This window comes from Luteococcus sp. Sow4_B9, assembly GCF_052116585.1.
GTDB lineage: Bacteria > Actinomycetota > Actinomycetes > Propionibacteriales > Propionibacteriaceae > Luteococcus.
Map to the genome: position 1 here is coordinate 1 of NZ_JBQKKT010000037.1, position 16,582 is coordinate 16,582.

Consider the following 16,582-nt stretch of genomic DNA (forward strand, 5'->3'; position numbering starts at 1 on the left):
GCGGCTGGGACCCCGAAACCGAACGTCATCTCCGCCTGATCAACCGCCTCAACACCCTCATGGACCACATCGCCTGACCAGACCACCGCAACAGGCCCTGACCAGCCCCGATTAGCCGGAGAAAGCTACGACAACGCCATCGCCGAGACGATCAACGGGTTGTTCAAGACTGAGCTGATTAAGCCCCGAGCGCCGTGGAAGGGTGTTGATGAGGTCGAGTTCGCGACCGCGGAATGGGTCGACTGGTTCAACCACCGACGCATCTACGAATACTGCGGCGACATCTCACCAGCCGAGCTGGAGCAGGCCTACTACGCTGGCCACATCCAGCCCGTCGAGGAGCTGGAACTGTCACACCACTGAGTCCCCGGACTCACCGGGGCGATTCACCCCCAACTCTCGGTAGCCTCGTGGCCAAGGGCCGAAGGTCCGAGCGGACACGAGCTTCCCGGGTAGGGGAGAAACCCGCCGCCTCTTCTTCTTCTTCTTCTCGTCGTCGACGACGCCGCCGCCAAAGATCGGAACCCCCAACGAGGTCAAGGCGTCGAGGACAACAACAGCAACGCGTTGGGTGAGGTCTGGGTGAACGTGGTGCCGGTGGGCATGCACCTCTGACGCGGATCTGGACAGGATAGTGAGAAGCGGCTGACTCGCTTCGCAGACGGCCTAGTAGTCAACGGCAGTGCGGGTGACAAGTGCCGCCGATTCTTGTGCTGCCGAGGGTGGTGCGGGGCTACTTCTCAGTCCGCTGCTTCAGGCAGCAGACTTTCCAGCGGTTGGTACAGAACCATCTCGGCCACCGAGTGGCTGATGCCCGCTTCCTTTTCAATCAACTCAACAAGCCCTGCCGGCGTTCTGGCAGTCTCCGGCAGGATACGCAGCAGAAGTTCGGTGGCCCACTGCATCCCCTGGTGGAGCTCAGCAGCGACGGCGACGTAAGGGGGCTCCGTGCCAACCTCGTGACCTTCCAGGCGCAACTCATCATCATGGATCATGTTGGAAGCATCGCGACTGTTACGGATCGGAGTCAACATGTTTGTGCAGAATCGTCGGCAGAGCCTCGGTGCAATGACAGCGCTGCTTCTGGTGATGAGCGTCAGTGTCGCGCCGGCGGAGCCCGCAGCCGCGGTGGTGAGCAAGAGCTCCTCAAAGTCATGCGTCAGCGCAGGAACAGGCATGTACCTAGGGATCCACTGGAGAGGCAGCGGAACCATCACCATCTACATCAATAGCCGGCCGGGATACACCGTTTGGACTAGCAGTTCCATCGCTTCCGGCAGTTACACGGTCATGCCATTGACTAGAAGCGGTACTTGGCGAGTCACTTCCACTGGATACCTCGATGACGAGCAGACCTACGCCTTTTGCACTCCTAGCGCATATCGAGTGGCTAGCCAAGACAGGTAGCCGAGAGCTGTCTGTCCCGCGTCAAGTAGTTGGCAGGATTTCGGGCTCGGGAAAGTTGGGGATGCTGGGGTCGGCCAGACCGCGGTGGACCTGTGAGGGCCGATTCCAGGCCAGCGCCCCGTGGGGTCGGATGGTGTTGAACTCGGCCCGGTAAGCCTCAGCCTCTCGGACCAGGTCGAGAGCATCGTCGATCTGTTCGCGGTAGAGCCGCTCATACTTCAAGCTCTGGAAGGCCCGTTCGCGGACTCCGTTCTGACCCGGCGTCCTGACGCGAGTGCGGACATGGCGCAGCTCGGGATGGGCCGTGATGAAGTGCTCGAAGCGGAACGAGCGGAACGGGCCGCCGTTGTCGGTGACCAACGTGATCGGGACGATCTCACCCGTGGCGGGGTCGGTCAGGTGATCGATGAGCTTGGTGCCGTCGAGCATGGCCTCGGCCTCCGCGAGGGCAAGTTCGACACCGGCGATGGCGTCGTGCTGGTTCGCGGTGGGTGACCAGTGCCAGCCGAACTCGTACTTCGAGTAGTAGTCCGCAACGCCGGCGACCCGCCAGGTCCCGCCGCCAGTGGTCTCGTACTCGGAGAAGTCGAACTGCCAGACCTGATTCGGACCCGTGGGTGGCGCGGCGAAGGCGGTCTTGCGTTGTTTGGCAAGTTCGCGGCGCTGTTTCTGGTAGTCAGCATGGAGCAGGAGGTCTTCGTCGGCCATGATCCGCAACACCGTCGACGGCGAAAGCCGGTGCCCGTCGTGACGGACCATGGCCCAGATCTTGCGGTGTCCCCAGGCGGGATGCTCGCTGGCCATCGTCACCACAGCTTCCCGGTGTTGGTCTCGTGATGGGGCCGGCCAGGGACCTTTGACTGGTTTGCCGGCCCGGGCTCGTGCTTGCCAGCGTCGCCACGTTCGTTCGGGAATGTCGAGCAGTTCGCAGAACCTCGCGGTCGACATTCCCTCGTCGATCCGGACTACCTCGAGGTCTTCGAAGGGCCCAACAGGCCCTCCGCACTACAACTTCTGGACCCGGAGTTCGACCGCGGCCTCGCCGAGCGCCAAAGTGAGGTCTTCGACCTGGGCCTCAAGCTGCGCCTCGCGGGTCGACGGCCCGGACTTCCCGGCCGCACGGGCATGACAGCATGGGGCGACGGCCCCGTCATGACAACATGGGGGTGAGGGCCCCTTCGATGGCAAGAAGCAATCCCGACGGTCGAGAGGAGCTGGGCGTGTGACCACGGCTGACTTTCTGCGTCGCCTGGCGGGCTGGTGTGCGGCGCTGTTGATCGCCACCGGGGCCGCCTATCTGCTCCTGGGCCTCAATGCGCGCGACTGGCTTCTCGTGGGAACCGCCGCCTATCTGGTGGTCTCCGGCATGGTGAGCTCGGCCATCTGGTGGCTCCTGCACCGCACATGGCCTCCGCATCGGAATCGTCGATGAGTGGCGAGGGGGTGCCCGGAACCAGAGTCTCGGTCCTGGGTCTGGAAACCGAGTACGGCGTCTTCGTCACCGGACTCCAGCCACAGGAGCGCCAGCCGGATCCGATCAGCCTCTCGGAGGCCGTGGTGCAGGCGGTCCAGGCTCCCGGAACCACGTGGGACTACGCGGATGAACATCCCTTGGTGGATGCTCGCGGTTCGGTGCTGCCCCGACGGGCTGCGCATCCCGATCTGCTCACCGACGAGGTGCGCCAGGCCAATCGCCTGCTCGGCAATGGCGGTCGCAGCTATGTGGACCATGCCCATCCCGAATGGTCGGGACCCGAGGTGGGTTCGGCCACGGAGGCGCTCATCTGGGACCGCGCAGGCGACCGGATCCACGGCGAGGCAGCTCGTCGGGCCAGCGAACGCACCGGCCTGCAGATCCACCTGGTGAAGAACACCACCGACAACAAGGGCCGCAGCTACGGCTGCCACGAGAACTACCTGCTGCCCCGCAGCCTGCCCTTCGAGCGGATCGTCGCCCAGTTTCCGGGCTTCCTGGCCAGCCGCGTCGTCGTCACCGGGGCAGGCCGCGTCGGGCTCGGACGAGACGGACATGAGCCCGGCTTCCAGACCAGCCAGCGCGCCGACTTCTTCGAGCGCTTGGTCGGCCTCGAGACCACCGTTCGTCGCCCGCTGGTCAACACCCGTGACGAGCCGCACGCCGATGAGCGGGAGCATCGTCGCCTGCACGTGATCACCGGCGATGCGAATCTCTGTGAGGTGGCCAGCTTGGTCAAGGTGGGCTCCGCACAGCTGGCACTGCAGGCGATATCGGCTGGCGCCGAGTTGCCCCAGCCGCGGGATCCCGTCGCGGCGATGAAGACCTTCAGCCGCGACTGGACCTGCCGGGTGGGTGTGCCCTGCACCGACGGGGCGACGCGGTCCGCGGTGGAGCTGCAACGGCTGTGGTGGGCCGCGGCCCGTGATGGGGCCGACAGCCCTGAGGCGATCCCCGACGCGCGCCTGGTGCTGGACCTGTGGGAGGAAGTCCTGGAGGACCTCGAGGCGGACCCCATGCGCTGTGCGGACCGGCTCGACTGGGTGGCCAAGCTTCGACTGCTGGAGGGTTTGCGTGCCCGGCACGGCCTGGGCTGGGATGAGCCCCGTCTGACGGCGCTCGACCTGCGCTATGCAGACCTCGGAGCGGGCCTGTTTGGCGCCCTGGAACAGAAGGGGGCGGTTCGTCGGATTGTGACCGAGCCCGAGGTGAGCCGTGCCTGCTCCGAGCCGCCAGACAGTACCCGTGCGTGGCTGCGCGGCGTGCTGCTCACCCGCTTCGCCGAACATGTCGTGGCAGCCAACTGGGACCGGATCACCTTCCGGACGCCGGTGGGGGAACGCACGCTGCACCTGACCTCGCCGCTGCACGGAACCAGGGATCAGTGGCAGCACAGGATCAATCACCTCCTGGGAAAGCCAGGCGACGGCACCGTGTCCACGGCCGACATGGTGGCGCTGGTGGAGCTGGGTGAGTCGATAGGCTGGCAGTCCAGTCCCGGCAGGTGAGAGGCATGAGCGTGAGCGAGCAGCAGCGGATCAACCGTGTGCGCACCGGTCAGACCGTCGACGAGCAGGCGGCTGACGTCGAGCAGGCCAGCTCCACCAGCAGCACCAGCGACGAAGGTTTCGATGCGCTCCTCGACGAGATCGACGGCGTCCTGGAGACCAATGCGGCGGAGTATGTCCGCAGCTTCGTGCAGAAGGGCGGCCAGTGAGCCTTGTTCCCACCGCGGGCCAACTCGGTCCCGTGGTGGTGGTGGGTGCCGGTTTGATCGGCGCCTCGATCGGCATGGCGTTGACCGCCGCCGGTGAGCAGGTGCACCTGGTGGATGCGTCGAATGTGCACGCCGTGGTGGCGGCCGGCCTGGGTGCCGGCCTGATCGACTACCCGCACACCGAGACGATCCGGATGGTCGTGGTGGCCACCCCACCGTCGGCCGTGGTGCAGGAGGTCCTGGAATCGCTGGAGCTCTCGCCGCGCGCGGTGGTGACCGACGTTGCCTCGGTCAAGGGCCGCGTGCTGGACCGGCTCCGGGAGAGCGGGGCGGACCTGTCCCGCTATGTCGGCTCGCACCCGATGGCCGGATCCCAACATGCCGGGCCCTTGACGGCCCGCGGTGACCTCTTCGAGGACCGCACCTGGGTGGTCTGCCCCCGCCCGGACAATGCACCCGAGCACGTGGAGATGGTGCGCCAGTTGGCGCTCACCTGTGGGGCCCGACTGGTGGAGATGGACGCCGACGACCACGACGAGGCCGTGGCCAGGGTCAGCCACGTTCCCCAGCTGATGAGCACCCTGACCGCTGGCAACCTGCGTGAGGTTCCGGACGAGCACCTGCAGTTGGCCGGTCAGGGAGTGCGCGACGTGACGCGCATCGCCGCCTCCGATCCCGTCCTGTGGCGCCAGATCATCCAGGCCAACTCGTCGGCCATCCGGCACGAGCTGGAAGGGATTCGTCGGGACCTGGACGAGCTCTTCCAGGTGCTCGATGATCCAAGCGGCTTGGAGGAGTTCATGGCCCGCGGCCGTGAGGGCGCCCGCGCGCTGCCCGGCAAGCACGGTGCGAAACCCGTGGACTGGGAGAGCGTCGTCGTCGAGATCCCCGACACGCCCGGTGCGCTGGGATCGCTGTTCGCAGACATCGGCGCGGAAGGGGTCAACGTCGAGGACCTGTCCATCGAACACGACGCGGAACGGCAGGTCGGCTTCCTGTCCGTGGAGGTCACCCCGGACCATGCCACCAGGCTGCGGGCCGCCATGACGGACAAGGGCTGGACGCTGCGTTCCTGACCGTGGTCAGGGTGCCGTGCCGGTAGCCTGTGGGGCGTGAACGAGAGCCTCCTGATCGCCATCGACGGACCAAGTGGGTCCGGCAAGTCCAGCACCTCCCGCGGAGTCGCCCAGCGGCTAGGCCTGGCCTATCTGGACACTGGTTCGCTGTACCGGGCAGCCGCCATTGCCTTCCTGGAATCGGGCCTCGACGCGTCCCGGACGGCGGAGGTGGAGGCCTTGGTTCGTGGCGCGAGGATCGTCGCCGGCACCGATCCAGCCAATCCGTCGACCAGCCTGGACGGCCGGGATGTCACCGACGAGATCCGCGAGCCCCACGTGAGCGCCAAGGTGTCCGCGATCGCCACCAATCTGGGCGTCCGCGAGGCCCTGACCCAGCAATTCCGCGACCTCATTGCCCAGCACGGGCGACGCATGGTGGTGGAGGGCCGCGACATCACCACGGTGGTGGCGCCCGATGCGGATCTGCGCATCCTGCTGGTGGCCGACCCCGCCGCCCGCATCGCGCGTCGCCAGGCCGAGCTGGGCGGCAAGGTGGACGCCGATCAGGTCACTGACCAGGTGGTGCGACGCGACCGGGACGACGCGACGGTGAGCCAGTTCGAGAAGCCCGCCGAGGGCGTGGAGCTGGTGGACTCCACCTTCCTGGACCTGGACCAGGTGATCGACCGGATCTGCGCCATGGTGCCGAACGGTGACTGACCACGCATCGTCGCCCGATCCTGTCGAGCAGATCCTGCCCCGCACGGACCACGTCCGCACCGGCGCCTGGCTGATGGACCGCCTGCAGCCGGTGGGTGCCTGGCTGGTGCGACACATCTGGACCTTCGAGGAGCACCACCGCAGCCGGATTCCCGCCGAAGGACCGGTGATCCTGGCGGTCAACCACGTCGGGCTGCTGGACGGGCCCATGGCAGTCACGCTCATTCCCGGTGGGCAGGCGATGGCGAAGAAGGAACTGTGGCGCAATCCCGTTCTGGGGCGCTTCCTGCATGCCATGGGTCAGATCCCGATCGACCGTTGGAATCCGGATCCGGGCAGCCTGCGTCAGTGCATCGCCCTGCTGAGGGCCGGGCGGCGGCTGGTGATCTTCCCGGAGATGCACCGTGGCCGGGGCGACTTTGCCCAGTTCAAGGGTGGTGCCGCCTATCTCGCGCTGGTCACGGGTGCGCCGGTGGTGCCCGTGGCCCTGCTGGGCACGGCGGTGGGAGGCACCGGGCTGCGATCCATTCCCAAACCGGGGATGCCGGTACACGTCGTGTACGGTTTACCAATTGCAGTCCGGGCCCAGGAGTGGCCCAGGACTGCCGGTGAGGTCGCCGACCTTGCCGAACGTCTCCGCGTGGTCTGCGCGGAGCACGTCCAGCAGGCCCAGCAGGAGCTGGGTCTGGAACTGCACTGAAGGACCCCTCATGACTGACAACCCTGACTTCTCGAGTGCCGATCTGTCCGGTGCCGACTTCACCCCCTCCGATCTGGACGGCATCGAGTTCGTCGACGGACTCACTGACGAGCCAGCTGCCATCAAGCCCGTGCTGGCCGTCGTCGGGCGGCCCAATGTGGGCAAGTCCACGCTCGTCAACCGCATCCTGGGCCGTCGCGAGGCCGTCGTCCAGGACACGCCCGGCGTCACGCGTGACCGGGTCAGCTATGACGCCAACTGGAATGGGCGCGAATTCGTCCTGGTGGACACCGGCGGTTGGGTGAGCGACGCCCGCGGCCTGGCCCACCAGATCGCCGAGCAGGCGGAGCTGGCCATCATGGCCGCCGACGCGGTGCTCTTCGTCGTCGACGCCACCGTGGGCACCACCGACGAGGACGAGGCCGTGGTTCAGGTGCTGCGCCGCAGCAAGAAGCCCGTCGTCCTGGCCGCCAACAAGGTGGACGACCAGCGCACCGAGGGCGAGGCCGCCACCATGTGGAACCTGGGTCTGGGTCAGCCCTGGCCCATCTCCGCCATCCATGGCCGCGGAACGGGCGACCTGCTGGATGCCGCCCTGGAGGTGCTGCCCGAGGCCCCCAAGGAGCGTTTCCGTGAGGTGGGCGGGCCCCGACGCGTGGCGATCGTCGGCAAGCCCAATGTGGGCAAGAGCTCCCTGCTGAACAAGCTCTCCGGGCAACAGCGTTCCGTGGTCAGCGACATCTCCGGCACCACAGTGGATCCCGTCGACGAGCTGTGCGAGGTGGGCGGTCAGCTCTACCGACTGATCGACACTGCCGGCATCCGCAAGCGCGTCAAGGAGGCCAGCGGTCACGAGTACTACGCCAGCCTGCGCACGCAGGGCGCGATCGAGCGCGCCGAGGTGTGCGTCGTGGTGATCGACGCCTCCGAGCCGGTCAGCGAGCAGGACCTGCGCATCCTGAGCAATGTGGAGAACACTGGCCGGGCGCTGGTCATCGCCTACAACAAGTGGGACCTGACCGACGAGGAACGCCGCCGCTACCTCGACCGCGAGATCGAACGCGACATGCACCCCTTCTCCTGGGCGCCCAGCGTCAACATCTCCGCCCTGACCGGACGCAATCTGGACAAGCTCTCCAAGGCGATCGAGGAGGCCCTGGAGGGATGGGAGACTCGCGTCTCCACCGGCAAGCTCAATGCCTTCCTGGGCCGCGTCACCGCCGCCCATCCGCACCCGGTGCGCGGCGGCAAGCAGCCCCGTGTGCTCTTCGGCACGCAGGCGCAGAACTGCCCGCCCACCTTCGTGCTGTTCACCTCCGGCATGATCGACCAGGGCTACCAGCGCTTCATCGAGCGTCGGCTGCGTGAGGACTTCGGCTTCTCCGGGAGCCCGGTGCACGTCGACGTGCGTGCCCGCGAGAAGCGCGGCAAGAAGTAGTACCCACCCAGCAAAGGAAGCACCATGGACGGCCTGCTCGCCGGCATCGACCTCGGAACCACTCGTGTGAAGGTGGTGGTGGCCACGCAAGACGGGCAGGTCGTCGCACGTCTGGTGGATGACATCCCCACCGCCACCGGTCCGGCGGGGGAGATGGAGCAGGACCCCAGCGCGTGGTGGCAGTCGCTGCGCACCTGCCTGCTGGGCTTCGATCGCTCGCAGGACATTGTGACGATCGGTCTGACCGGTCAGATGCAGGACGTTGTGCCGACGGTGGGTGCCAGACCCTTGCGCCGAGCGATGCTGTACAGCGATGTCCGTGCCCGGGAGCAGTTCGATCGGCTCCGGCAGCTGCTGCCCACGTGGGAACAGCTGACCGCCAATCAGCAGGACGTCAGCAGTGTTCCCGCGAAGCTGGGATGGCTGGCCCAGCACGAGCCCCGCACGCTGCAGAATGCGCAGCACGTCCTGCTGGGCAGCCCCGGCTATGTCATGCTCCGGATGACGGGCCGGTCCGTGCTGGACCCGGTGACGGCCTCCACCACCGGTCTGCTCGACGTGGGAGCCAGGAGCTGGTCCGCGGAGGTCTTGCAGGCCTGCGGAGTCGCACCCGCGCAGCTGCCGGAACTGGCCGATGTGGCCGTCGGTGAACTGTCCGAGGCGGCTGCTCGAGACCTGGGACTGCGCGCCGGGATTCCCGTCGTGCACGCCATGGGTGATGCTGGGGCCGCCACCGACGGCCTGGTGGGCAGCCAGCCCGGTCAGGCCTACATCAACCTGGGCACGACCGGCTGGGTGGCGGGCGTCGTCGACGCTCTGCCCGGCGCGCCGAGTGGCACCCACCAACTGGTGATGCCCGGGTGGGCGTCGACGCTTCGGATCGGCGCGGTGCTCTCGGCCGGCGCGACCGCTGAATGGGCGCGGCACAGCTTCTTCGAGGAGTTCAGTTTTGAAGACCTCGACGCGGTGCTGGCCGACCGCGTCGGATCCCTCGACAACCGGCCGCTGTGCCTGCCGGGTCTGGGTGGCGAGCGCACCCCGGTCCGCGACGATGCGCTGCGCGGCACTTTCGTCGGAATCACCCGGCGCAGCGATCCCGGTGATCTCTACCTGGCGGCCTTGACGGGTGTGGCGATGGGGCTGCGGCACGCGGCCGACGATCTCGGGTGGCGGCAGGAGCGGATCCTGGTGGCCGGTGGTGGCGCCACCAGCCGGGTGTGGCGCCAGATTCTGGCCGACATCTTCGAGGCAGCCGTGGTCACCGGTGAGCTCACAGATCCCGGGGCATGGTCGGCGATCCGGGCTGCCGCCCGTGCAGTGGATGGCAGCGTTCCGTTGCCGCTGGGGGAGTCCCTCCAACAGTCCGATGTGGTGGAGCCGGGCCTTGCCTCCCGCTTCTACGAGGACCAGATCGAGGCACACCGCGCGCTGTACGACGCGGTGGCCCCGATCTGTCGCGATCTGTTCTGACGTCCGTCCCGGCTCAGGGCAGGTCAGGCTGCGGGGCAGCTGGCCTGGAGCATTGGCACCAGGACGTCATTGAGGTTCACGCGGCCCTGGAGCGTGCTCAGGTCGCGTCCGGTGACTCCGACGGAGAACTGGCGCTGCCCATCGGGTGAGGAGAAGGCGACACTCAAGGTGCCGAGGGCCGCTCCGTCGTGCCCGTAGAGGTACGGATTGGCGTCGTCCGAAGGGCAGGGGTCAGTGATCCGGTAGAGGCCCAGGCCGTAGTGCAAGGGAGCACCGGATTCGGGGGTCATCATCTGCTCGACCAGCGCCGGGCTCACCAGTGCGCCACTGAACAGGGCCCGGGTGAAGTCGTTGAGGTCGGCCGTGGTGCTGGTCACGGCGCCGGCAGCCCACAGCAGGTCCGGATCGAACTGGTCCAGTTCCATCCAACCGTCGGCCTCGCCCAGCCAGCCGTCCTCGTGCAGCGCCGCGCCGGTGAGGCGAGGTTCCAGGTCAAAGGTGGTCTGGTGCATGCCGGCGGGCTTGAAGACCCGCTCGCGCAGCAGGGTTTGCAGGCTCGTGCCGTTCTGGGCCTCCAGCAGCATGCCGAGTGCCACGAAGCCAGCGTTGGAGTAGAGCATCTCTCCCGGCGTGGTCCACGGGGCGTCGTTGATGGCGTCGATGTGCTCCTGCGGAGCGTAGTCGCGCTTCACGGCAGCCTCGAACTGTTCCTGTGAGCTGGGGTCGGTGATGTGCCGGAAGAGCAGCTCGTTGGTGCCATTGGGCATGCCGGAGGTGTGGCTCAACAGCTGACGGAAGGTGACCTCGGAGTGGTCGGGCAGCAGGGTGGGCAGGACGTCAGCCACCGGCTGGTCGAGCTGCCAGACCCCCTTCTGGACTTCCTGCAGGACCAGGACGGAGATCATCATCTTGGTATTGCTGGCCGCGCGGAAGCGGTCATTGGGCTTGGCCTTGGACTTCGCGTCCTTGTCCCGGAGCCCCGCGGCGCCGGCCCAGGTGGTGGTGGAGCTCTCCAGACGCCCGGTGACACCCACCGCGCCGTCAGCGACCATCTGCGCCAGGGCTGCATCCAAGGTGGGGTTGGAAATTCGTGCCCCGTGGCCCTTGCGATGGTTCTGCTTGGCCTGCTGGGCAGCTGCCGCCACCTGCTGGGCCGTCTGGTCACGCGTGAGGCCATCGAGCACGGTCCGGTTGCCCGGCTGGGCAGCGGCAGGCGTGGCCAGCGCCAGACAGGCGACTGCGGCAAGGCCAGCAGTGAGAGGGCGGCGGGGGAGTGATTTCATCGGACTTCCTTCCTCAAGTGGGTTGCCGCAGACGCTAGCCGGGCACGGGGTCGAGGCACCTCCACCGCAAGGATGAGATCTGCGACGAACCCGCGCGAGTCCGATTGGCGCACGGGCGAAAGTTCCAGTAATGTTCTTCATCGGGTCGGGAACGACCCGGACGGGCTGTAGCGCAGCTTGGTAGCGCACTTGACTGGGGGTCAAGGGGTCGCAGGTTCAAATCCTGTCAGCCCGACGTCCAAAGGGGCTTGTCAGAGCTAGTTTGCTCTGGCGGGCCCCTTTTTCGTGCCCTATACGTGCCCTATTGAGATTACAGGACCCGGTTCGCACCTGCATTCGACGCCTGCGTTCCCCTCTTGCGACTAGGCGTTTCTCCGCGGTTCGTGACTCGTGTTTCCCCGGCCGCGACCAGCGTCTGCGAGGTCTCCTGACCAGGTGGGACTGCCCCCAGTTTGCTTGACAGTTTCTAGGGGGTAGGTCAGGCGGCCCGGGTGGTCGTCTGGTGGACTGTTTCGAACTCTACTGGGGTGAGCTTGCCGAGACGTCGTTGACGTCGTCGGCGGTGGTAGGATTTCTCGATCCAGGTGATCATGGCCAGCCGCAGCTCGGCCCGACTGGCCCACGGGTGACGGTTGAGGACGTTCTTCTGCAGCAGGGCGAAAAAGCTCTCCATGGCGGCATTCTCGGGGCTCGAAGCGACCCGACCCATGGACCCCTTGAGGCCGTGGGACTTCAACTCAGCCACAAATGCGTGGGCCCTGAATTGGCTTCCTCGGTCCGAGTGCACGATGCAACCAGCAACCCGCCCTCGGCGCTGGATGGCCATCCGCAAGGCGTTGATCGCGATCCGCTTCTTCATGCGCGTGTCGATCGAATAGCCCACGATGCGGTTGGACCAGACGTCCTTGACCGCACACAAGTACAGCTTGCCCTCGCTGGTGTGGTGCTCGGTGATGTCGGTCAACCACAACCGGTTGGGGCCTTCGGCGCAGAACCGGCGCTGCACCAGATCATCGTGGACCGGCGGGCCAGGCTTCTTCCACGAACCGTTCTTGACCGAGTGGAACGAGCGGATCCGTTGCAGCTTGCAGAGTCGATGGACTCGGTTCTCACCGGCGGTGATGCCCACCTCGGGCAGGTCATCAGCAATCAGTCGGTAGCCCAGGCCGGGGTCGGCGGCATGCAGGTCGATCGCGGCATTGATCAGGTGGGCATCGTCCCAGTCCCGCTGGGAAATCGGCTCGGCGAGCCACTGGTAATAGGCCTGCCGGGAGAAGTCCAGCACCCGGCACGAGACCGCCACCGGCACCCGAATCTGTGTCCCCTTGGCCTGGGCCAAGTCGGTGACCAAGGGGAACATCATTGTGGGTTGATGTCACGAGACAAGTAGGCCGCGGCGCGGCGCAGGACCTCGTTCTCCTGCTCCAGCAGCCGGATGCGTTTCTTCGCCTCCCGCAGCTCGGCCGCTGACTGGCTCGCGACCGAACCGGCTGGGGCATCGGCACGGTCGGCCTTGGCAAGCCAGTTGCGCAGGCAGGACTCACTGATCCCGAAGTCCTTGGCGATCTGGCCGATCGGGGCCTCGCCCTTGCGGGGCGATCGCGATCACGTCGTCGCGGAACTCTTTCGGATGGGGCTTGGGCATGACATGCATCCTTTCACCAGGCCCTCACGGACCTGAGATGTCAGTGTCAACCAAACCCGGGGCAGTCCCGCCGCGAGATGTGCTGCTTGGAGGCGATCGAGCAGGAGGGCTTCGAGGGTGGTCAGCCGGGCAGCCCAGGTGGCAGGGGCGGTGACGGCTTCGTGCTCTGCGGGGTTGAGCCCGCGGGGGAGGTCAGCCAGGTCCACGGTGTGACCGGCGACGGCCGCTAGGGGTGCTCCGAACAGGGCTCGGGATCCGAAGGGTGTGAGCTCCAGATGGATGCCGCGCTGCATGCCGTGGGTGCGGATCAGCGCCGGCGTCAGGTGCAGACCTGACATGGAGCACCACCGCCGTGAGGAGTTCGTGGGGTCTTGCAGCCATCCGACGTCGAGTGGCTCGTCCACAGCCAGGATCACGGTGGCGGAGGTGCTCGGCAGGCCCACGTGGGCGGCATCGATCGGCACCTGCAGGTCGTAGGCAACCATGGGCCCTGCCAAGCATTCCCGGAGGGCTGGGTGGACTTCCCGCAAAGCCGTCACCATGAGCTCAGACTAGACAATAGGGCAGCACTTTGGCCGGATCACGGTCTGGCTGACCTGTGCCAAGTCCCCGCGTGACCTGGGGTTGGTCAGAGGTGAAGTTGGTAGGGCTTCAGGTTGGTCTGACGGCGGGGTGGGTGGCTGTTCCGCGGGCGATACGGAATCCGAGGTCGTCGAATGATGATGCAGGGTTGGTCTTGCGACGCACGCCGGCACGGCAGCTCCAGTGCGGATCGCTCCATCCGCCGCCGCGGATGATGCGGTACGACCCGTACGTCTGTGGGTTGTAGAGGTCCCAGCACCATTCCCAGACGCCGCCGAGCATGTCGAACAGTCCCCAGTCGTTGGGCTGTTTGAGCTTGACCTCGTGCACGTGGCCCTCGGAGTTGCCGGCGTACCAGCCGATGGCGTCGAGTTCGCCGTGGCGTGGCCCGGTGGTGCCGGCGCGGCAGGCGAACTGCCACTCGGCGTCGGTGGGGAGCCGGTAGCCGTCGGCGTGGTGGTTCCAGTGGACGATCCAGTCGTCTTGTTCGGGTTCGCTGTGGGCTCTCCACTGTGTCGGTGCGGGAAGCTCGCGTTGCCCGATCGTGTACACGGGCGTGAGCCCCTCGTGCATGGACAGTGTGTTGCAGAAGGTGATCGCGTCACGCCAGCTCACGTCCGTCTGTGGCAGGGCCGCTTCTTCCGGGACGACGGTGCCCCGAGTCACTTGGGCCCAGAGGCTGCGCGTGACCACCGTGGTGGCCAGTTCGAAGGGTTCGACGCGCGCCGTCCAGGACGTGCCTGTGGAGCGATCGACGACGTGCTCCTCGACGGGGCCGAGGAGGGGTAGCGGCACCATCTCCACATTCATGAGTCTCATCCTCGTGCATCAACTGGCACTGCGGGAGGACTGTGACGCCGCGTGTGTGTAACGCCTGAGTGCGGTGCGATCGAGCCCGAGTGCGTCTGCGATCGTTCGTCGGGAGAGCCCAGCGGCGAGTGCACGACTGACGAGACCCCGAAGTTCGCCGATCCATTCGCGCCGTCGCAAGCCCATGAGGTGCAGTTCCTCTAGCTTCTCCGACTGGTGCTGGTCGGGGTGTTCGAACAGCGCAGCTTGTCGTCTGGCCCCGGGGTGACTCGCGGCGATGAGCTCGATGGGTGGAATGGTCATCGGGGCACCGCGGTCAAGGGGTGGTTCTGGCGGGCTCCGAGGGCTGCCTGGGCACCGAAGTTGTAGCTGATCCCGGCGTCGGGAGCCATGCGGTAGCCGAAGGGCGTGGGGTCGTACTGGGTGACGGTTTGGTTGAGCAGGTCGATGACTTGGGCGTAGTCGTCCTCGTTGTCGAATGGCTGGGTGGCGAAGTGGGCGAGGGTCTGGGCGGGGACGTCGATGAGTTCGTAGCCGTTGGGGACGGGGCCGTCCTAGTCTGCGGGTAGCTCCACGCCGGCGGCGACCTTCGAGGCGCCGGGGGTGGTGAGCTGGGTCGGGAGGGTGAGCAGTGCTGGCGGGCACAGGCGTTCGGGGATGCTGGCCAGGAGGCCTTCCCATTCGCAGCCCTTCTCATCGCAGTAGCTCCAGTACTCGGTGGCGCGGGCGGCGCGCTGCAGGAGTACTCGGGCGGCGGGGTGGTCGACGATCGTGACGGTGCAGGTGATGGTGGTCATGGTGGTCTCCTGGTCGGGGTCGAGGTAGCTGTAGTAGTGGCGCACCGGGCTGGCGATGAACCACGCCACGGGCGGGCGGGTGCGTCGGTAGTCGGACGGTGTGAGGTGGAACTCCCGTGTGAAGGCCTTGGTGAACCCGTCGTGGCTGTCGAATCCGGCCGCGATGGCGGTCTCGAGCACCGACTGGCTGGTGCCGGTGAGCATCTGGGCGGCGGCGGCGGTCAGTCGGAGTCGTCGCAGGGACTCGGTCGGGGTGATCCCCACGAGTGCGCGGAACAGACGTCGAGCGTGGCGTTCCGAGGAGTGGCTATTTCAACTCCATCCGGCCCCGGGATGACGGCCCGACTTGGCCCCAGCTAACGCGAGGTCAGCAGCACAGGGCATTCCGGGGATGCCCTCTGCGAGGCTGGTGCCCATGGGTGCTGAACTTTCCCTTGTGCCCGAGCTGTCCGTCACCGACTGCGATGTGTCCGTCCGGTTCTGGCGTGACCTGCTCGGCTTCGAGGTGCTCTACGACAGGCCCGAGGAAGGCTTCGCCTACCTCGCCCTGGGTGACGCCCACCTCATGCTCGACCAAGCCGACATCGGCAGGACATGGCGAACGGCGCCCTTCGACCCACCCTTGGGGCGCGGGATCAACTTCCAAATCTCCGTGCCCGATGTCGCCGATCAACTCCGGCAGCTACGCGAAGCGGGCTGGCCACTGTTCATGGAGCCAGAAGAGAAGTGGTACCGCATCGGCCCGAGCGAAGAGGCGGGCGTTCGCCAGTTCCTCGTACAGGACCCCGACGGCTACCTAGTGCGACTCTAGATGTCCCTGGGGCACCGAACGTTGGAGCAGAAGCCCAACGCGGCATGAAAGCGCAGAGTAGACCGGCGTGGAAGACTACTCAGCATGCCGTGGAAGCCCCCGTCCTCAAAGACCGCGACGCGGGACCCACGTCTTGCCATGATCCGCGGGAAATCCGCACACTTGGTCGACAACCAGGGGCGCGTGATAGCCACGATGCTCCTCGACGGTGAGGAGTGGGTGCGACAGCTCGGCGGTCACCTGTGGTGGCGGCGGTGGAGCCAGCCCCAAGAGACGCTCCACGGTTATCTGGTGTTCCCCGACGGGACCTTCTCCGACTGGGTCGACCAGCCCGAGGATCTGCATCCAACGCTCGGCTTGTTGCTTGACAACAGATTCGAGTGGCGAAGCCCGACCTATTTGGTGCGCTGGCTGAAAGGTCATGAGGTAGCTGCGGCACGGGCGTCATTCTTTGGACCGACCGACCCCACCACGTAGCACTCGCGGCAGACATCCCAGGTTCTGCTTCTGTCAAGCAGCGGCCTTGAGAACGGGGTTGGGACTGGGCTCGAGGATGTGGGCCCAGGCGGTGTGTTCGTCGTAGTGGGTGCCGGTCTTGAGGCAGCCGTGGAGGATCCCGACCCAGCGGTTCGCGAGCTGACGCAAGGCGGCCTGGTGGCCCATCTCCCGG

Annotated in this window: 15 protein-coding genes, 1 tRNA gene and 3 pseudogenes; 12 read left to right on the forward strand and 7 right to left on the reverse strand. The window is 66.6% G+C overall.

The window, feature by feature from the left end:
* Nucleotides 1-117: 117 nt before the first annotated feature.
* Nucleotides 118-363, forward strand: a pseudogene (locus ACTQ49_RS14275) (integrase core domain-containing protein); the annotation flags it as partial.
* A gap of 377 nt (nucleotides 364-740) precedes the next feature.
* Here the strand turns inward: ACTQ49_RS14275 and ACTQ49_RS14280 are convergent.
* Complete coding sequence (locus tag ACTQ49_RS14280) at nucleotides 741-1,178, reverse strand: hypothetical protein (RefSeq protein WP_441828508.1); 438 nt, start codon at nucleotides 1,176-1,178, stop codon at nucleotides 741-743.
* Nucleotides 1,179-1,428: 250 nt separating this feature from the next.
* Nucleotides 1,429-2,355: a transposase gene (locus tag ACTQ49_RS14285; protein ID WP_441828509.1), complete on the reverse strand. Its 927-nt coding sequence runs from the start codon at nucleotides 2,353-2,355 to the stop codon at nucleotides 1,429-1,431.
* A 274-nt stretch (nucleotides 2,356-2,629) separates the two neighbouring features.
* Here ACTQ49_RS14285 and ACTQ49_RS14290 point away from each other — a divergent pair, with 274 nt between their 5' ends.
* Genes ACTQ49_RS14290 through ACTQ49_RS14325 form a run of 8 tightly spaced genes read left to right on the forward strand, consistent with a single transcriptional unit; the run spans nucleotide 2,630 to nucleotide 9,984 of the window.
* A complete protein-coding gene (locus ACTQ49_RS14290) occupies nucleotides 2,630-2,839 on the forward strand; it encodes a hypothetical protein (RefSeq protein WP_441828510.1) in 210 nt (69 codons plus the stop codon).
* Nucleotides 2,836-4,389 (forward strand): depupylase/deamidase Dop, encoded by a 1,554-nt coding sequence (dop, locus tag ACTQ49_RS14295; protein WP_441828511.1) that lies wholly within the window; start codon nucleotides 2,836-2,838, stop codon nucleotides 4,387-4,389. Before ACTQ49_RS14290 ends, dop begins: the two co-directional genes overlap by 4 nt.
* 5 nt (nucleotides 4,390-4,394) lie before the next feature.
* Nucleotides 4,395-4,598 (forward strand): ubiquitin-like protein Pup, encoded by a 204-nt coding sequence (locus ACTQ49_RS14300; protein ID WP_441828512.1) that lies wholly within the window; start codon nucleotides 4,395-4,397, stop codon nucleotides 4,596-4,598.
* Entirely contained in the window at nucleotides 4,595-5,674 is a 1,080-nt protein-coding gene (locus ACTQ49_RS14305) for a prephenate dehydrogenase (RefSeq protein ID WP_441828513.1), read from the forward strand. The genes ACTQ49_RS14300 and ACTQ49_RS14305 overlap by 4 nt, the downstream gene beginning before the upstream one ends.
* 36 nt (nucleotides 5,675-5,710) lie before the next feature.
* Nucleotides 5,711-6,376, forward strand: a complete 666-nt coding sequence (gene cmk, locus ACTQ49_RS14310; RefSeq protein WP_441828514.1) for a (d)CMP kinase — start codon at nucleotides 5,711-5,713, stop codon at nucleotides 6,374-6,376.
* Nucleotides 6,369-7,076: a lysophospholipid acyltransferase family protein gene (locus ACTQ49_RS14315; protein WP_441828515.1), complete on the forward strand. Its 708-nt coding sequence runs from the start codon at nucleotides 6,369-6,371 to the stop codon at nucleotides 7,074-7,076. Before cmk ends, ACTQ49_RS14315 begins: the two co-directional genes overlap by 8 nt.
* 10 nt (nucleotides 7,077-7,086) lie before the next feature.
* Nucleotides 7,087-8,514: a ribosome biogenesis GTPase Der gene (gene der / locus ACTQ49_RS14320; protein ID WP_441828516.1), complete on the forward strand. Its 1,428-nt coding sequence runs from the start codon at nucleotides 7,087-7,089 to the stop codon at nucleotides 8,512-8,514.
* 24 nt (nucleotides 8,515-8,538) lie between these two features.
* The gene (locus ACTQ49_RS14325) at nucleotides 8,539-9,984 is read left to right on the forward strand and encodes an FGGY family carbohydrate kinase (protein ID WP_441828517.1); all 1,446 of its coding nucleotides are present in this window, start codon (nucleotides 8,539-8,541) and stop codon (nucleotides 9,982-9,984) included.
* A gap of 23 nt (nucleotides 9,985-10,007) precedes the next feature.
* On the opposite strand, the gene ACTQ49_RS14330 is transcribed toward ACTQ49_RS14325, so the two are convergent.
* Nucleotides 10,008-11,267, reverse strand: a complete 1,260-nt coding sequence (locus ACTQ49_RS14330) for a serine hydrolase domain-containing protein (protein ID WP_441828518.1) — start codon at nucleotides 11,265-11,267, stop codon at nucleotides 10,008-10,010.
* 161 nt (nucleotides 11,268-11,428) lie between these two features.
* Between ACTQ49_RS14330 and ACTQ49_RS14335 the strand changes: the two genes are divergently transcribed.
* Nucleotides 11,429-11,502, forward strand: a tRNA-Pro gene (locus ACTQ49_RS14335).
* 243 nt (nucleotides 11,503-11,745) lie between these two features.
* On the opposite strand, the pseudogene ACTQ49_RS14340 reads toward ACTQ49_RS14335, so the two are convergent.
* The 4 genes and pseudogenes from ACTQ49_RS14340 to ACTQ49_RS14355 all read right to left on the reverse strand — a co-directional run.
* A pseudogene (locus ACTQ49_RS14340) lies at nucleotides 11,746-12,912 on the reverse strand (IS3 family transposase).
* Nucleotides 12,873-13,397, reverse strand: a complete 525-nt coding sequence (locus tag ACTQ49_RS14345; RefSeq protein WP_441828519.1) for a hypothetical protein — start codon at nucleotides 13,395-13,397, stop codon at nucleotides 12,873-12,875. The pseudogene ACTQ49_RS14340 and the gene ACTQ49_RS14345 overlap by 40 nt, the downstream one beginning before the upstream one ends.
* A 166-nt stretch (nucleotides 13,398-13,563) precedes the next feature.
* Nucleotides 13,564-14,304, reverse strand: coding sequence for a formylglycine-generating enzyme family protein (locus tag ACTQ49_RS14350; RefSeq protein WP_441828520.1), 741 nt, complete (start codon nucleotides 14,302-14,304; stop codon nucleotides 13,564-13,566).
* A gap of 554 nt (nucleotides 14,305-14,858) precedes the next feature.
* Nucleotides 14,859-15,392 (reverse strand): annotated as a pseudogene (locus ACTQ49_RS14355) (helix-turn-helix domain-containing protein); the annotation flags it as partial.
* A 124-nt stretch (nucleotides 15,393-15,516) separates the two neighbouring features.
* On the opposite strand from ACTQ49_RS14355, the gene ACTQ49_RS14360 reads away from it, so the two are divergent.
* Together ACTQ49_RS14360 and ACTQ49_RS14365 are read left to right on the forward strand one after the other, a co-directional pair.
* Nucleotides 15,517-15,912 carry a bleomycin resistance protein gene (locus tag ACTQ49_RS14360; RefSeq protein WP_441828521.1) on the forward strand — a complete coding sequence of 132 codons (396 nt, stop codon included), beginning with the start codon at nucleotides 15,517-15,519 and terminating at the stop codon, nucleotides 15,910-15,912.
* Between the two features lie 84 nt (nucleotides 15,913-15,996).
* A complete protein-coding gene (locus ACTQ49_RS14365) occupies nucleotides 15,997-16,389 on the forward strand; it encodes a hypothetical protein (RefSeq protein ID WP_441828522.1) in 393 nt (130 codons plus the stop codon).
* Nucleotides 16,390-16,582 lie beyond the last annotated feature (193 nt).

What these genes read in the sequence shown, in the direction of transcription:
- ACTQ49_RS14300 (WP_441828512.1), top strand. Translation starts at nt 4,395, where the DNA reads ATGAGCGTGAGCGAGCAGCAGCGGATCAACCGTGTGCGCACCGGTCAG.
- ACTQ49_RS14325 (WP_441828517.1), top strand. Translation starts at nt 8,539, where the DNA reads ATGGACGGCCTGCTCGCCGGCATCGACCTCGGAACCACTCGTGTGAAG.
- dop (WP_441828511.1), top strand. Translation starts at nt 2,836, where the DNA reads ATGAGTGGCGAGGGGGTGCCCGGAACCAGAGTCTCGGTCCTGGGTCTG.
- ACTQ49_RS14330 (WP_441828518.1), bottom strand. Translation starts at nt 11,267, where the DNA reads ATGAAATCACTCCCCCGCCGCCCTCTCACTGCTGGCCTTGCCGCAGTC.
- ACTQ49_RS14350 (WP_441828520.1), bottom strand. Translation starts at nt 14,304, where the DNA reads ATGAATGTGGAGATGGTGCCGCTACCCCTCCTCGGCCCCGTCGAGGAG.
- ACTQ49_RS14360 (WP_441828521.1), top strand. Translation starts at nt 15,517, where the DNA reads ATGGGTGCTGAACTTTCCCTTGTGCCCGAGCTGTCCGTCACCGACTGC.
- ACTQ49_RS14365 (WP_441828522.1), top strand. Translation starts at nt 15,997, where the DNA reads ATGCCGTGGAAGCCCCCGTCCTCAAAGACCGCGACGCGGGACCCACGT.
- ACTQ49_RS14345 (WP_441828519.1), bottom strand. Translation starts at nt 13,397, where the DNA reads ATGGTTGCCTACGACCTGCAGGTGCCGATCGATGCCGCCCACGTGGGC.
- ACTQ49_RS14285 (WP_441828509.1), bottom strand. Translation starts at nt 2,355, where the DNA reads ATGTCGACCGCGAGGTTCTGCGAACTGCTCGACATTCCCGAACGAACG.
- ACTQ49_RS14280 (WP_441828508.1), bottom strand. Translation starts at nt 1,178, where the DNA reads ATGCCTGTTCCTGCGCTGACGCATGACTTTGAGGAGCTCTTGCTCACC.
- der (WP_441828516.1), top strand. Translation starts at nt 7,087, where the DNA reads ATGACTGACAACCCTGACTTCTCGAGTGCCGATCTGTCCGGTGCCGAC.